Raw genomic sequence first — 14,857 nt, forward strand, 5'->3', positions numbered from 1 at the left:
CTTGAGCGCGCGCTTCTACGACGGGAAGACGGCGAGATCCCATCCGGCGGACGTCAGGATGGACGGCGACGTCCTGCACATCCAGGTCGGCGACGAAGCCTTCATCTGGCGCCTGCCGGACCTGTCGGTCGAGGTCGAGGCCGATCAGGCCCGGGTCTCGAACCGACGGGATCCGGACGCGCGCCTGGTTCTGCCGGTCGGCGAATGGGCGCCGCTGGCCGGGGACCGCCTGACCGAGAAGGTCCGGTCGCGCCGTCAAAGGGAGTGGTGGCTGGTCGGTGGACTGACCGCGGCGGCGGCGGGCGTGGTCCTGTTTGTCACCGTGGGCGTGCCCGCCCTGTCCGGCCCCGTCGCTCGCGCCACGCCGATCTCCATGGAAGAGCGCATGGGCGACAGCATCAACGGCCAGCTGTCCCAGCTCTTTCCGACCTGCAAGGAGGCGGCCGGCCAGCGGGTGCTGGCGCAACTGGGCGATCGCATCGCCGCCGAGGCGGACACGCCGTTCAATATCCGGGTGCGTGCGGTGGACGCCCCGATGGTCAACGCCCTGGCCATGCCGGGCGGGCGCATCCTGATCACCGATGATCTGATCCGTCAGGCAGAGACGCCGGACGAGCTCTCGGCCGTCATCGCGCACGAAGTCTCGCACGTGGAGAAGCGCCACGTGATGCAGGCCGTCTGGCGCAATTTCGGCATCGGCATGCTGCTGGACCTGGTGGTCGGCGGCGGCTCGGGCGCGGGTCAGCAGGCCGTCATCCTGGCCGGGCAGGCCTCGGAGTTGAGCTACAGCCGTTCCGCCGAGGCCGAGGCCGACGCCCGCGGGCAGGCCCTGCTTCACGCCGACGGCCTGTCGTCGGAGGGCATGGCGCCTTTCTTCGAGCGGCTGGCGGGCAAGGGCGGGTCCAGCGAACTGGATCAGGCCGCCGAGTTCATGGCCACCCATCCCGATTCCATACGGCGCGCCCGCGCCGCGCGCGCCGCAGCCCGGCCGGGTCGGAGCGCCCTCAGCCCCGAGGAGTGGCGGCTGGTGAAGGCGACCTGCGCGGTCGAGGAGTCAGAGAATCCGGTAGACCGCCTGAAGCGACGGCTGAGGCTGGGCGACGACGCGCCCGTCGCGGACCAGCGCATTGAGGTGCGCCCACACTGACAGGGAGGCCGCCGGCCAGAGCCGGCTGTCCACGGCGGCGTAGAGGATCGGCACCATCTCCGCGATAGTCCGGTCGCCCGCCCGCAGCCGCGCCAGGACCTGCGCCTCGCGCTCCAGCCGGTGGGCGCGATAGGCGGCCAGGAAGGGAGCGGGCTCCATCACCGGCGCGCCGTGCGTCGGCCACAGGATGTCGAAATTCCGGGCGATCACGGCGTCCAGGCTGGCCATATAGTCGGTCATATCCCCGTCGGGCGGGGCGACCACGGTGGTTGACCAGCCCATGACGTGATCGCCGCTGAACAGGGCGTTCTCCTCTGTCAGGACGAAGGCCATGTGGTTGGAGGCGTGCCCCGGCGTGGCCAGGGCCTCCAGCGTCCAGCCGTCGCCCGTGATCCGCTCGCCGCCTGTCAGGATTACATCAGGGACGAAGGTCTCGTGGTCGTCCTCGTCCAGGGCCGACGAGGCGTGAATCGTGCGCAGCGGCGGGCGGGCGGCCAGCACCGGAGCGCCGCCGACGGCCTCGGCGAACGGGCGGGCGAGGGGGGCGTGGTCCCGGTGGGTGTGGGTGACGAGCACATGGCTGACCGTCTGGCCCTCGACCGCAGCCAGTAGGGCCTTGAGGTGGGCGTCGTCCAGCGGACCCGGGTCGATCACCGCCACGCCTGCGCCGGGTTGGTCCCGCCCGACAATGTAGGTCCCTGTGCCGGTGAAGGTGAACGGCCCGGGGTTGTTCGCCACGACCCTTCGGATCAACGGCGAGACCCGGTCGCTGCGGCCGTACTCGAAGGAAAACTCCCGAACGAAGGGGATCAAGCGGCTCTCCCGGCGTGGCCCAGGGCTTGCGTTAGGATTTTGTAAACCTTCCGCGGAGTCCCCGATATGGCCCTTTCCATAGCTTTGGCTGTCTCAAATCGGCTTCTGCCCATCGCCGGGGCCTTCCTGTGTCTCATGGCGGCGCAGTTGGCGGTCGCCTCGTGCACGCCTGAACCGGCGCCCTATGCGTCGCGCATCGCCGTTGTGCGCTAAAGCGGCAGGCGGCTGAGATCGTATCCGGCGGCCGCGGCGGCGTCGCGCAGATCGTCGGGATCAGCGCCCTCCTGGCGTTGGGCGATAGCCCAGGCGACAGTGGAGCGCATGCCGGAGCGGCAGAACATCAGGGTGCGCGCGCCGCGGTCCGAATCAGATTTCAGACGGTCGGCCACGGCCGCAGCGGTTTGCTCATCCGGCATGCCGCGCATCGGCGCGTGGAGATAGCTGAGCCCCGCCGCGAGGGCGGCCGCTTCGATCTCGGCCGATGAGGGCTGGCCGGCTTCCTCGTCATCGGGACGGTTGTTGATGATCGAGGCGAAGCCCTGCGCCGCCAGCGCGGCGACGTCTTCCGTGTGCAGCTGTGACGCTGCGCTGACGCGAGGCGACAGGGGCTTGGGGTCGGCCATGATCACTGTCTCCGGACGCGGACGACGCCGCTGTGACCGACGACCAGCAGATAGCTGCCCATGGCCCCGCGCCGGACCCGGACCGGCTCGCCGGCGCGGTTGTCGAAGCGGACGCGGTCCGTGTCGACCTGACGCCAGGTCGCGCCGTCGGCCAGTACGAAGGTCCAGCGTCCGTCGCCGGACTGGGTGGCGCGGGTCAGGGTGGTCTCGATCGAATCGATACGGTCCTCCTGCCTTGGAGGCTGCAGGATGTCGGCGGGGGCTTCGGTCGTACCGAAGGCCTGACGTCGCGCCGCCGTCGCCTGGGTGCGGTCCACCACCAGAATCTCCCCACTGCGCAGGGCGGTTTCCAGCTCCAGCGCGGTCCGGTCAAAACAGCTGAGTCGTTCGCTGGCCACGGTAATCGCCCGGCAGCCGGCCAGGTTGGCGATCGCCGGCGACCCGGCGGGCGCCGCCTCTTGAGCATTCGCATGGCTCGCTATGGCGAAGCTTAGGACGACCAGCGCGGCGCTCGAGACTCTGACGACCATAGATCCCTCCATAGTGGACGATGTGGCGTCGTTCTTGTCGCAGGCCGCGTGCATTTGGACCAGCCATAGTTGCTTTAACAGACCAGCCATTGTCGCTGTGTCAGATCGTGTCGAGAATGCGACACCCCACTGACGTCGGCATTACAGTGGTGTAATTTTCTAGCGCGTCAGGCGAGTCGGTGCCTAACTCGGCAGGATTGGGGCGGCATTCGCGTGCCGCAGGGTCAATATTTACGCAGCCACGACACCTTCACCAAGCAGGTGGTGGCGTCTCAAGGGGAGACTAACTTGAAATTCCAACACAACCGCCGCCGCCTTCTGGCGACGACGATCATCGCTGGGGCGTCGGCCTTCGCCTTTGCTGCGCCGGCCATGGCGCAGGATCCGGGCCCGAGCACCATCGATGACGTCGTGGTCACCGGCTCGCGCATCGTTCGTCAGGACTATGTAGCCAACAGCCCCATCTCGACCGTCAGCGCCGAGCAGATCCAGGCTCGCGGCGACGTCAACGTCGAGCAGATCCTGAACCAGCTGCCGCAGGTCGTGCCCGGCCTGTCCGCCAACTCCAACAACCCGTCCAACGGTTCGGCCACGGTCGACCTGCGCGGCCTCGGCTCGAGCCGGACGCTGGTGCTGGTCAACGGCCACCGCTTCGTCCCCTATGACAAGAGCAACGCGGTCGACCTGAACAGCATTCCCGCTGCTCTGATCGAACGCGTGGAAGTGGTCACCGGCGGCGCCTCGGCCACCTACGGCTCCGACGCCCTGGCCGGCGTCGTGAACTTCATCTTCAAGCGGAACTTCGAAGGCTTCGCCTTCAACACCCAGTACGGCATCTCGGGCTACGGCGACGGCGAGCAGTTCGACGCCTCGATGACCTTCGGCGCCAACGTCGCTGACGGCCGCGGCAACGTGACCGGCTTCGTCGGCTATGCCGACCGTGACGGCTTCCTGCCGAACGAAGATCGTCCCTGGGCGCAACGCAGCAACGCTACGGGTTCCGGCACCGGCATCTACGGCGGCCTGAACAACCTGGGCACCAACCCCTACACGGCCGCCGGCTGTCCGACGGCCAATCCCTGCCGTCGTTCGTTCCGCACGCCGGGCGTGCCTGGGCCGTTCAACAACAGCGACCCCGCCGTCAACCCGACGACCAGCGACCGTTACGACTTCGCTCCGGTCAACCTGCTGCAGTCGCCGTCGGAGCGCTTCAACATCGCGCTGATGGGCCACTACGACGTCGTCGATAACGTCGAGGCGTTCGCGGAAGTCTTCTACACCGACACCCGCAACAACTCGCAGCTGGCCCCGACGCCGGCGACCGGCATCAACATCCCGGTCAGCAACTTCTTCGTGCAGAACAACCCGGCGCTGCTGGCCTACGCCAACTCGCGTCCGAACCCGGCCCTGCCGCTGAACTTCGACCGCCGGATGGCCGAAGTCGGCGCCCGCGTCCAGCTGAACAACACCGACGTCTATCAGATCAACACCGGTATCCGGGCCGATCTGAGCGACAACTGGCAGCTGGAAGCCATGTACAGCTACGGCCGCACCGAGCTGACCACCTCCATCCAGAACGACGTCTCGCGCTCGCGCCTGAACGCCGCCCTGGCCGGCGGCGGCACGGCGACCACCTGCGCCCCCGCTGTCCAACTGCTGTTCCCGACCTGCGTGCCGATCAACCTGTTCGGCGCCGGTACGATCACGCCGCAAGCCGCGAACTTCGTGCGCCTGAACTTCACGGACCGCAGCGTGTTCGAGCGGAACAACGTGCAGGTCAACCTGACCGGAACGCTGCTTGAACTGCCGGCCGGCCCCCTGGGCTTCGCCGCCGGTGTCGAGTACCGCGAAGACAGCCTGGGCTTCACCCCGGATGACGCCAAGAACGCCGGCGACATCTACGGCTTCAACGCCGAACGGGCCGTCCAAGGCAGCTCGTCCTCGAAGGAAGTCTATTTCGAAGCCGCCATTCCGCTGCTTCGTGACGCTCCCTTCGCCCAGTCGCTGGAACTGGAACTGGGCGCCCGCTACTCGGACTACAGCACCGTCGGCGGCGTTTGGTCCTACAAGTTCGGCGGTTCGTGGGAGCCGGTCGACAGCCTGCGCCTGCGCGCCCTCTATCAGCGCGCCAGCCGGGCTCCGAACGTGTTCGAACTGTTCCAGGCCAACGACCAGGGCTTCCCGGCCGTTCTGGACCCCTGCACCACCGTCAACCCGAGCACGGGCGCCGCGCGTACGCTCAGCACGGGCGTTCGGAACTTCTGCACGGCTCAACTGGGCTTCGATCCGGTCGCCGGCAACTTCGTCGCTCTGAACACCCAGACGGAGTCGTTCTTCTACGGCAACCCCGGTCTGTCGGAAGAGAAGTCGGACACCGTGACGATCGGCGCCGTTTGGCAACCGACCTTCGCTGAAGGTCTGTCGATGTCGCTGGACTACTACCAGATCAAGGTCGAGGACTACATCGGCACGATCAGCGGTGGCGTGTCCGGCATCGTCGGCGCCTGCTTCGCGGCGGGTGCGGCGGCTTCGGCTTCCGCTCCGGCGCCGGTCTCCGGTATCGCCGAGTGCAACAACGCGGGCATCGGCCTGCCGCTCATCTATCGTGACGCGGCCGGCAACCTGAAGGCGCGCGCGCCCCTGGGCAACGTGTCGTCGCTGGAAACCAGCGGCATCGACTTCTCGACGCGTTACGGCTGGAATGTGCCGTGGGCTGGCGGCGTGTGGGGCGACAAGCTCGACATCGCCTTCAACCTGACCTGGCTGAACAGCTACGAGCTGGACGGCATCGAGTACAAGGGAACGGCCGGCGCCTACAACATCAGCGCCACCCTGCCCGAGTACAAGGCCAACATCGCTCTGGGCTACGACATCGGCCCGGTCCGCCTAGCCTATTCGGGGACGTACATCGACGCTCTGGACAACCAGGGCAACATCCCTGACTTCGCCGATGGTGGTTACTCGGGCATCGACGCCTACTGGTACCACGACATCAGCGGCACCTGGCAGGCCACGGACAACATCGAAATGTTCGCCGGCGTCCGGAACCTGCTGGATGAAGATCCGCCCGTCTTCGACAACGCGAACGACGGCAACACCGATCCGAACACGTATGACGTGAACGGCCGGTACTTCTTCTTCGGCGCTCGTCTGAAGTACTAGACCCTACGGAACGTGCGTAAGATTGGGCGGCGGGGCTTCGGCTCCGCCGCCTTTTTCTTTGCGCGGCGCTTGCCGTAGAAAAACCATCGGGGCGCTTCAGGCGTTGCCGTAACATCCCGGCCCACGCGGTCGCCATCCAGATGCCTGACTCCATGATCGCCAGCGTTTTCGCCGCCCTGTTCCTGATCCAGACCCCGCCCGCGCCTCAGGATGGCCCTGTGGTTACGGCCCCGCGTCCCGTCGAGGCCAATGACGGGCCCATCGTCACCGCCGCGCCGGCGACGGGCGAGACGATCGATTCCCTGCGGTTCCGGGAGGCCGTGGCTTACGGCAACGACCTGCCGCGCGGGGCGCCGCAGTCGGACTATCCACTGGTGGCCTGGTGCGAGGCCCTGGTGAACGGGCACGTGGCCCTGGGCGAAACCCTGAGCGACCGCGATCCGCTGGATCAGGACATCATCCGTCTGGGCAAGCTGGAAGCGTCCGACTTCCGTTCGGCGCTGCAGGCCGCCGAGCCGCGCCAGACGGCCGCCACGCGCGCCGCGGCCCGTGCCGCCGCCGCCGAGGCCGCGGCCAAATGGACGCCGCTGATGGACCAGAACGAGGCGGCGCGCAGCCAGGCCTTCGGCCTGTTCTTCGGCCTGCCGGGCCGCTGTGAACACGCCGCCCGCCGCATCCGGGAGAATATCACGACCCCGCCGGCCACGCCGCGCGACGTCGGGCTGGAGTAGGGGATCAACGCGGGGATCGGTTCCCGCGATCCCGGGGCAGGTGAAGGCGGACTTGGGCGACGCCGGGCACGCCTTCCCGTTCCGCCGCCTTCAGCAGGCCGTCGATCCCCTCGGCGCCCAGGTCGCACAGGGCCACGCGCCGATCGCCGACGCGCAGGCCCAGACGCATGCCGCGCGGCTCAAGCCCGGTGATCTCGGTCCATGCGAAGGCGCGGGGCGGGAGGAGCAGCCGGGTCTGTTCGATCCCCTTTTGGTTCCAGCGGATCCGCTCGCGCGCGCCGGCCGCGAAGAGGTAGAGGCCCGTCGCGACCAAGGCGGCCACAAGACCGAGCCAGGGCCAGAGCTGGCCGGGCCGCTCATGGGCGCGGGCCAGGAACCCCAGTCCGCCGAAGATCAGGCCTGCCGCGAGGGCGAACAGGCCGGAACTCACCTGCAAGCCGGTGCTGCGAACCGTCTGCCGGGCGCGGGGTGGAACCAGCCGGTCGGCCAGCAACGCCGCGCCGAAGAAGAGTCCGACCACCAGGCCGACGACGGCGGCGATCACCAGCGGCGCCGCCAGCCAGCGCATCACGCCGCCGCGGTCCGCGCCATGGCGTTGGGATCATAGTTGAGGATCGGCGAGAGCCAGCGTTCGGCGGTCGCCACGTCCCAGCCCTTCCGGCGGGCGTAGTCCTCGATCTGGTCGCGGTCGATCTTGCCGACGCCGAAATAGTGGCTCTCGGCATGGCCGAAATAGAGACCGGACACCGAAGCGGGCGGTGTCATGGCGAAGCTCTCGGTCAGCTGCATTCCCGCATTGGTTTCCGCCTGCAACAGGCTGAACAGCGTCGCCTTTTCGGTGTGATCAGGCTGGGCCGGATAGCCGGGGGCGGGGCGGATGCCCTGGTAGGTTTCGGCGATCAGGTCATCGACGCTGGTCTGCTCGTCCGGAACGTAACCCCACAGCTGGGTGCGCACTTCCTTGTGCAGCCGCTCGGCGAAGGCCTCGGCCAGGCGGTCGGCCAGGGCCGTGGCCATGATGGCCGAATAGTCGTCGCCCCTGGCCTTGAACTCCGCGGCCTTCTCCAGCTCGCCATGGCCCGCCGTGACCGCGAAGGCGCCGAGGAAGTCCTCGCCGTCCTCGGCCACGAAGTCGGACAGGCACAGATTCGGCTTGCCGTTGGTCTTGGCGATCTGCTGGCGCAGGCCGTGGAAGCGGGCGGCCTCGACGGTGCGGCTGTCGTCGGCCCAGACCACGATGTCGTCGCCGCGCGCATTGGCGGGCCAGAAGCCGACCACGCCCCTGGCGGTGAACCACTTCTCCTGGACGATGCGCTTCAGCATCGCCTTCGCGTCCTGGAACAGGTCGCGCGCCGCCTCGCCGACGATCTCGTCCTCCAGGATCAGCGGGTAGCGGCCGATCAGCTCCCAGCTGGCGAAGAAGGGCGTCCAGTCGATGTGGTCGGCCAGATCCTGCAGGTCCCAGCCGTCGAAGGCGCGCACGCCGAGGAAGGACGGGCGCGAGGGCAGGGGCGTCGTCGGCTGGGGGCGAAAACGGTTGGCGCGGGCAGTGGGCAGGGCGGCGCGGGCCTTGACCTCTTGCCCCCGGGCGAACTGTTCCCGGATACGGATGTATTCGTCGCGGGTGGCGGCCTCGTTCTTCGCCTTCTCGGTCGGCGAGAGCAGGCCCGCGACCACGCCGACGGCGCGCGAAGCGTCGATGACATAGGTGGTCGAGCCGCGATGATAGGCCGGCTCGATCTTCACCGCCGTATGAGTCCGGCTGGTCGTCGCGCCGCCGATCAGCAGCGGGATCGACAGGCCGCGCCGCTCCATTTCCGAGGCGACGAAGACCATCTCGTCGAGGCTCGGCGTGATCAGGCCCGACAGGCCGACGATGTCACAGTTGTTGGCCACCGCCTCGTCGAGGATGCGGTCGGCCGGGACCATGACGCCCAGGTCGATGACCTCGTAGTTGTTGCACTGCAGGACCACGCCGACGATGTTCTTGCCGATGTCGTGGACGTCGCCCTTGACCGTCGCCATCAGGATGCGGCCCGCCTGCTGGCGGGGCTTGCCGGTCTTTTCGGCCTCCATAAAAGGTTCCAGCCAGGCCACGGCCTGCTTCATCACCCGGGCCGACTTCACCACCTGCGGCAGGAACATCTTGCCCGCGCCGAACAGGTCGCCGACCACGTTCATACCGTCCATCAGCGGACCTTCGATGACGTGCAGGGGGCGTTCGACGCCCAACCGCGCCTCTTCGGTGTCGGCCTCGATGAACTCGGTGATGCCGTGGACCAGGGCGTGGGCGATGCGTTGGCCGACGGGCTGCTCGCGCCATTTCAGGTCGACGACGCGCGCCGCGCCCTTCTCGCCCTTGTAGTTGGGCGCCATGTCCACCAGCCGCTCGGTGTTGGACACATTGGTCCGCTGCGGCCGGTTCAGGATCACGTCCTCGACCGCCTCGCGCAGGGCGGCGTCGATGTCGTCGTAGACCGGCAGGTCGCCGGCGTTGACGATGCCCATGTCCATGCCCGCCGCGATGGCGTGGTAGAGGAAGACCGAGTGGATCGCCCGGCGCACCGGCTCATTGCCGCGGAAGCTGAACGAGACGTTCGACACACCGCCGGACACCCGCGCATAGGGCAGGGTGGCCTTGATGACCTTCGTCGCCTCGATGAAGTCGACGGCGTAGTTGTCGTGCTCCTCGATCCCGGTCGCCACGGCGAAGATGTTGGGGTCGAAGATGATGTCCTCGGGCGGGAAGCCGACCTCGTCCACCAGAATACGGTAGGCGCGGGTGCAGATCTCGATCTTGCGCGCGGCGGTGTCGGCCTGGCCAACCTCATCGAAGGCCATGACCACCACGGCGGCGCCGTAGCGCAGGCATTTCACCGCCTGTTCCCGGAACTCGGCCTCGCCCGCCTTCATCGAGATCGAATTCACGATCGGCTTGCCCTGGACGCACTTCAGCCCCGCCTCGATGACCTCCCATTTGGAGCTGTCGATCATCACCGGCACGCGGGCGATGTCGGGCTCGGCGGCGATCAGGTTGAGGAAGGTCCGCATGGCCACGGCGCCGTCCAGAAGGCCCTCGTCCATGTTGATATCGATGATGGCGGCGCCGGCCTCGACCTGCTGACGCGCGACGTCCAACGCCGCGCCATAGTCGCCCTCGACCACCAGCTTGCGGAATTTGGCCGAGCCGGTGACGTTGGTCCGTTCGCCGACGTTGATGAAGACGGGACGCATCAGGAGGCCAGTTCGAACGGTTCCAGCCCCGACAGCCGCATCGCCACCGGTCGCTCGGGGATCACCCGCGTCGGCAGGCCAGCCACCTCCTGCGCGACGTGCTGGATATGCTCCGGCGTGGTGCCGCAGCAGCCGCCGACGATGTTGACCAGCCCGGACCGCGCCCATTCCTCGATGAAGTGGGCGGTCTCGTGCGGCTGCTCGTCGTACTGGCCCATGGCGTTGGGCAGGCCGGCGTTGGGGTAGGCGGCGACTAGGGTGTCGGCGACGCGGCTCAGTTCGGCGATGAAGGGCCGCATCAGTTCGCCGCCCAGGGCGCAGTTGAAGCCGATGGCGAAGGGCTTGGCGTGGCGCACGCTGTTCCAGAAGCCCTCGGCCGTCTGGCCCGACAGGGTGCGGCCCGAACGGTCGGTGATGGTGCCCGAGATCCAGATGGGCAGGGGCTCCAGGCCCTCGTCTTCCAGGTCCTTGATCGCCTTGATGCAGGCCTTGCAGTTCAGCGTGTCGGTGATGGTCTCGATCAGATAGAGGTCGACTCCGCCCTGGTGCAGCGCCTTCACCTGATGGCGATAGGCCTCGTAGACTTGGTCGAAGGTCACCAGCCGCGCGCCCGGATCGTTCACGTCCGACGACATCGACAGCATCTTGTTCAGCGGGCCGATGGCGCCGGCGACGAAGCGCGGCTTGTGCGGCTCCTTCTCGGTCCAGCGGTCGGCCGAGGCGCGGGCCAGCCTGGCCCCTTCCAGGTTGATGTCCCACACCGCCTCGGCGTCGAGGTGATAGTCCTCCTGGGCGATCACCGTGGCGGAGAAGGTGTTAGTCTCGCTGATGTCGGCGCCGGCGGCGTAATATTGGTCGTGCAGGTCGGTGATGACGTCCGGGCGGGTGATGCACAGGATGTCGTTATTGCCCTTCATCTGGCCCGGATGGCCGACGAAGCGCTCGCCTAGGAAGTCGGCCTCGTCCAGCCCGCGGCGCTGGATCATCACGCCCCAGCTGCCGTCCAGCACCAGGATGCGGTCCTTCGCGGCGGCGTGCAGGGCGGCGATGCGTTCGGTGCGGGTCAGGGGAGCGGTCATGCCCGGCGACTCCCGTAGGCGGCCAGCGGGCGGATCGCGCTCAGCGGCAGCAGACGGCCCAGGGTCTCGGTGATCCACCGACAGCCGGTGCAGGACAGGGAAAACAGGTCGGTCACGCGTCGGCTCTCTGTTCGCGCACGCCCAGCACCCGGCAGATGGCGTAGACCAGATCGGCGCGGTTCAGGGTGTAGAAGTGGAAGTCTTGGAAGCCCTCTTCCTGCAGTCGGGCGCAGGTTTCGGCGGCGATGGAGGCCGCGATCAGCTTGCGGGTCTCGGGATCGTCGTCCAGCCCGTCGAAATGGGCCGCCAGCCAGTCGGGGATCGAGGTCCCGCAGGAGCCGCACATGCGCTGCAGGCCGGCGAAATTGGACACCGGCATGATGCCGGGGATCAGGGGAATGGTCACGCCCGCCGCGCGGACGCGGTCGCGGAAGCGCAGGAAGGCGTCCATGTCGAAGAAGAACTGGCTGACCGCGCGGGTGGCGCCGGCGTCGACCTTGGCCTTCAGCACCTCGATGTCGTGCTCGATGGACGGGCTTTCCGGATGGCGTTCCGGATAGGCGCCGACGGTGATGTCGAAGCCGCCGATGCGGCTGATGGCGCGGGTCAGCTCGGTGGCGTTGGCGTAGCCGTCGGCGCGCGGCTGATAGACGCCGCCGATGCCGGATCCGCCGGGCGGATCGCCGCGCAGGGCCACGATGTGGCGTACGCCCGCGGCCTTGTAGCCTTCGATCACCGCATCGACCTCGTCGCGGCCGGCGTCGACGCAGGTCAGGTGGGCGGCGGGCCGCAGATCGGTCTCGGTCAGGATCCGCTCGACCGTGCGATGCGTCCGCTCGCGGGTCGAGCCGCCGGCGCCGTAGGTGACCGAGACGAAGGCCGGGTTCAGCGGAGCCAGCCGCTGGATCGCCTTCCACAGGCTTTCCTCCGCCTGATCGCTCTTGGGCGGGAAGAATTCGAACGAGACGCGGGGGCGCGAGGCGTCCTGGCCGGCGCGGGCGACGGGTCCCAGCGGCGACAGCAGCAGGGCGCGGGCCTCGGCCAGGCTGACGGGGCTGGTCATGCCGCGTTCGCCTGGGCCAGGGCCGGGCGTTCGCCGGTCCAGATGGAGACGGTCAGGCCGTCGGTGTCGGGGGGCAGGGCGACCGGGGCGCTGGCGCGCAGGCCCGCGCCGGCCAGCCAGCGGTGCATCTCCTCATCCGCGAAGCCCAGCCGTCGGTGCTGGTGCTCTTCGCGCAGATGCTCCAGCCGGTGGGGGGCGAAGTCGACGATGAGCAGGCGGCCGCCCGGCGCGACCAGCCGCGCCGCCTCGGCCACGGCGGCGGCGGGATCGGCGAGGTAGTGCAGGACCTGATGCACCAGCACCAGATCGGCGCTGTGCTCGGGCAGCCGGGTGGCGAAGATGTCGCCGTGGCGCAGCTCGACCTTGTCCAGCCCGGCCTTGGCGACGTTGGCGCGGGCGATGTTGAGCATGTTGTGGCTGAGGTCCAGGCCGACCGACATGCGGGCGTTCTTGCCCAGCAGGGTCAGCATGCGCCCCGAGCCGGTGCCCAGGTCCACGACCCGGTCGAACGGGCCCTCGCCGGCGGCCTGCAGGATGGCCGCCTCGACGGCGCTTTCGCAGACGTAGAGTGAGCGGATCCGATCCCATTGGGGGGCGACGCGTTCGAAATAGGCGCTGGCGGCGGCTTCGCGGTCGCGGCGAACCTCTTCCAGCCGGCTGTCGTCGTCGGCCCCGGCGGTCTCGTCCAGCAGGTCCAGCACGGTGTCGATCAGGCGGCGCGCCAGCGGATCGGAGGACAGGCGGTAGAAGACCCGCGCGCCGTCGGGGAAGCGCTCGATCAGGCCGGCGTCGGCCATCAGCTTCAGGTGCCGGGACACGCGCGGCTGGCTCTGCTCCAGGATGCGCGACAGTTCCATCACCGACAGCTCTTCCCCGGCCAGCAGGGACAGGACGCGCAGCCGGGTCGGTTCGCCCGCGGCGCGCAGGGTTTCAACGGTCTGATCGGCGCTCAACGACATGTCCTTATATAAGGACATCCTTATATGATTTGGCAAGCGGAAAGCTGGGCGCCGAGCATCGGCCAGTTCCGGGCGCCGGTGTTTCAAGCCTGCAACAAAAATGCGCTGGCCAGACGCACGGGACAGGCACACTCTGGCCCGGTCGATCACCCGTGTACGGAAGCTTTCGATGCGTCTTCGTCAGATTCTGCCGGCGGTTTCCGCCGTTCTTCTCCTGTCGGCCTCTGCAGCCTTCGCCCAGAACCCGCCGCCGCCTGCCGAAGAGCCGCAGGCTGCGCCGCCGCGGGCAGGGCCCCAGGGCAGTCCCGGCGGCGGCATGGGACGCGGCGGCGGCATGGGCACCCTGCCGCATTCCCGCGCCGAGATGGAGCCGTGGGCCGACCGGGTGTTCGGGCGCCTGGACGCCAACGCCGACGGCGCCGTCACCGGAAATGAGCTGACGATCCTGAGCCAGGAGCCGGTCGCCTCGATGGGCGGCGGCCGCCTGCGCGCCCTGGTGTCGCAATCCGACGCCAACCGCGACGCCCGCGTCACCCGCGAGGAGTTCGGGGCCGGGGCGCTGCGCGCTTTCGACCGGATGGATGCGAACGGCGACGGTCAGTTGTCCGAGGAGGAACGCCCGCAGGCGCCCGCGCCGCAGCGCCCGCTCAACATCCCGATGCCGGCGCCGGCCAATCCGATGCCCATGCCGATGCCCGACGCGTCGGGCGGCTGATCAGCCCGGCTCGCCGGTCCCGGAGTCGGGCAGGGCGCCCAGACGGCGCTTGTTGACGTGCCCGTCGGGGCGGGCCTCGGCCGCATCCGGGAACTCGCCCCGGAAATAGTAGCGCTGCCACGCCTGCTTCATGGCCGCCGGGTCGCCGTCTGCCATGCGGTTGTTGAAGTCGGCGCGGACTTCCTTCCACATCTCGTACTGGCGCGACAGGTCGCCGTCGGTCGACAGGGGCGCGCCCACCGGCTCAAAGGCCTCCACGAGGTGATGCTGGATCGGCTGGATGAAGCAGAAGGGCTCGTCCTTCTCGAACCGCACCCGGCCGGGCGCGGTGAAGCGCCAGTTCATCGTGAAGGGGTAGGGGAGCCAGTCAGTCTCGACCAGGCCCTCCAGCGGCGCCAGGCCGTGCTTGAACCGGTTCGGACTGCCGGACGCCCGCAGCGCCCAGCCTGGCGGCGTGCGGAACAGCCAGCCCGTATGGAAGGTGATGACCCCGTGGGTGAAGTGGGACACCACCAGGTGATCCAGCGGCGATCCCTCGACCAGCGGGCGAAACCGGATCGAGTCCGCGTCCAGCCCGCCGTTCCACTCCGCCTCGAAACCGAACGGGCACAGCAGCTCCCAGCCTGTCGTGTTGGCCATGGTCAGCGGCAGGCAGCGATAGGGATGGCGGGCGGCGAAGCTGTCCATCCAGTCGCGCTCCGGCCGTCCCGGTACGAGCTGGGGCGGGTTCGGCTTGGTCGGGAAACACTCCAGACGCAGGGGCGCGGCGGGCGCCGCGGGTTCAATCAGAGGCTGGCTCAA

At 68.5% G+C, this 14,857-nt stretch carries 13 protein-coding genes; 4 read left to right on the top strand and 9 right to left on the bottom strand.

The genetic code is table 11. The features are described 5' to 3' along the window. The first annotated feature begins 1 nt into the window (after position 1). Positions 2 to 1,147, top strand: a complete 1,146-nt coding sequence (locus AC3WRV_RS08360) for a M48 family metallopeptidase (RefSeq protein ID WP_492312878.1) — start codon at positions 2 to 4, stop codon at positions 1,145 to 1,147. Here AC3WRV_RS08360 and AC3WRV_RS08365 read toward each other — a convergent pair. The 3 genes from AC3WRV_RS08365 to AC3WRV_RS08375 all read right to left on the bottom strand — a co-directional run bounded on the left by AC3WRV_RS08365 (position 1,055) and on the right by AC3WRV_RS08375 (position 3,113). Then, entirely contained in the window at positions 1,055 to 1,960 is a 906-nt protein-coding gene (locus AC3WRV_RS08365) for an MBL fold metallo-hydrolase (RefSeq protein WP_492312879.1), read from the bottom strand. The genes AC3WRV_RS08360 and AC3WRV_RS08365 overlap by 93 nt on opposite strands. A gap of 209 nt (positions 1,961 to 2,169) precedes the next feature. After that, positions 2,170 to 2,583 (bottom strand): protein tyrosine phosphatase family protein, encoded by a 414-nt coding sequence (locus AC3WRV_RS08370; protein ID WP_492312880.1) that lies wholly within the window; start codon positions 2,581 to 2,583, stop codon positions 2,170 to 2,172. Between the two features lie 2 nt (positions 2,584 to 2,585). Further along, positions 2,586 to 3,113: a hypothetical protein gene (locus AC3WRV_RS08375; RefSeq protein ID WP_492312881.1), complete on the bottom strand. Its 528-nt coding sequence runs from the start codon at positions 3,111 to 3,113 to the stop codon at positions 2,586 to 2,588. 288 nt (positions 3,114 to 3,401) lie between these two features. Here AC3WRV_RS08375 and AC3WRV_RS08380 point away from each other — a divergent pair, with 288 nt between their 5' ends. Further along, on the top strand, positions 3,402 to 6,275 hold the full coding sequence (locus AC3WRV_RS08380) for a TonB-dependent receptor plug domain-containing protein (protein ID WP_291834879.1): 2,874 nt from the start codon (positions 3,402 to 3,404) through the stop codon (positions 6,273 to 6,275). 152 nt (positions 6,276 to 6,427) lie between these two features. Continuing rightward, entirely contained in the window at positions 6,428 to 7,006 is a 579-nt protein-coding gene (locus AC3WRV_RS08385) for a hypothetical protein (protein ID WP_492312882.1), read from the top strand. Positions 7,007 to 7,010: 4 nt separating this feature from the next. Here AC3WRV_RS08385 and AC3WRV_RS08390 read toward each other — a convergent pair whose 3' ends face one another. The 5 genes from AC3WRV_RS08390 to AC3WRV_RS08410 all read right to left on the bottom strand — a co-directional run bounded on the left by AC3WRV_RS08390 (position 7,011) and on the right by AC3WRV_RS08410 (position 13,341). After that, on the bottom strand, positions 7,011 to 7,577 hold the full coding sequence (locus tag AC3WRV_RS08390; RefSeq protein WP_492312883.1) for a hypothetical protein: 567 nt from the start codon (positions 7,575 to 7,577) through the stop codon (positions 7,011 to 7,013). Continuing rightward, positions 7,574 to 10,240: a methionine synthase gene (metH, locus tag AC3WRV_RS08395; protein WP_492312884.1), complete on the bottom strand. Its 2,667-nt coding sequence runs from the start codon at positions 10,238 to 10,240 to the stop codon at positions 7,574 to 7,576. The genes AC3WRV_RS08390 and metH overlap by 4 nt, the downstream gene beginning before the upstream one ends. After that, entirely contained in the window at positions 10,240 to 11,319 is a 1,080-nt protein-coding gene (locus AC3WRV_RS08400; protein ID WP_492312885.1) for a homocysteine S-methyltransferase family protein, read from the bottom strand. The genes metH and AC3WRV_RS08400 overlap by 1 nt, the downstream gene beginning before the upstream one ends. A 112-nt stretch (positions 11,320 to 11,431) precedes the next feature. Further along, positions 11,432 to 12,382, bottom strand: a complete 951-nt coding sequence (gene metF, locus AC3WRV_RS08405; protein ID WP_492312886.1) for a methylenetetrahydrofolate reductase [NAD(P)H] — start codon at positions 12,380 to 12,382, stop codon at positions 11,432 to 11,434. Then, a complete protein-coding gene (locus AC3WRV_RS08410; protein ID WP_291839534.1) occupies positions 12,379 to 13,341 on the bottom strand; it encodes an ArsR/SmtB family transcription factor in 963 nt (320 codons plus the stop codon). Before AC3WRV_RS08410 ends, metF begins: the two co-directional genes overlap by 4 nt. 169 nt (positions 13,342 to 13,510) lie before the next feature. On the opposite strand from AC3WRV_RS08410, the gene AC3WRV_RS08415 reads away from it, so the two are divergent. Then, positions 13,511 to 14,056, top strand: a complete 546-nt coding sequence (locus AC3WRV_RS08415) for an EF-hand domain-containing protein (protein ID WP_492312887.1) — start codon at positions 13,511 to 13,513, stop codon at positions 14,054 to 14,056. Here the strand turns inward: AC3WRV_RS08415 and AC3WRV_RS08420 are convergent, their stop codons facing one another. After that, entirely contained in the window at positions 14,057 to 14,815 is a 759-nt protein-coding gene (locus tag AC3WRV_RS08420; RefSeq protein ID WP_492313593.1) for a DUF6065 family protein, read from the bottom strand. Positions 14,816 to 14,857: the final 42 nt, after the last annotated feature.

This window comes from Brevundimonas sp. EU05-FHT14B11 (genome assembly GCF_058790835.1).

What these genes read in the sequence shown, in the direction of transcription:
- AC3WRV_RS08370 (WP_492312880.1), bottom strand. Translation starts at nt 2,583, where the DNA reads ATGGCCGACCCCAAGCCCCTGTCGCCTCGCGTCAGCGCAGCGTCACAG.
- AC3WRV_RS08375 (WP_492312881.1), bottom strand. Translation starts at nt 3,113, where the DNA reads ATGGTCGTCAGAGTCTCGAGCGCCGCGCTGGTCGTCCTAAGCTTCGCC.
- AC3WRV_RS08385 (WP_492312882.1), top strand. Translation starts at nt 6,428, where the DNA reads ATGATCGCCAGCGTTTTCGCCGCCCTGTTCCTGATCCAGACCCCGCCC.
- metH (WP_492312884.1), bottom strand. Translation starts at nt 10,240, where the DNA reads ATGCGTCCCGTCTTCATCAACGTCGGCGAACGGACCAACGTCACCGGC.
- AC3WRV_RS08400 (WP_492312885.1), bottom strand. Translation starts at nt 11,319, where the DNA reads ATGACCGCTCCCCTGACCCGCACCGAACGCATCGCCGCCCTGCACGCC.
- metF (WP_492312886.1), bottom strand. Translation starts at nt 12,382, where the DNA reads ATGACCAGCCCCGTCAGCCTGGCCGAGGCCCGCGCCCTGCTGCTGTCG.
- AC3WRV_RS08410 (WP_291839534.1), bottom strand. Translation starts at nt 13,341, where the DNA reads ATGTCGTTGAGCGCCGATCAGACCGTTGAAACCCTGCGCGCCGCGGGC.
- AC3WRV_RS08415 (WP_492312887.1), top strand. Translation starts at nt 13,511, where the DNA reads ATGCGTCTTCGTCAGATTCTGCCGGCGGTTTCCGCCGTTCTTCTCCTG.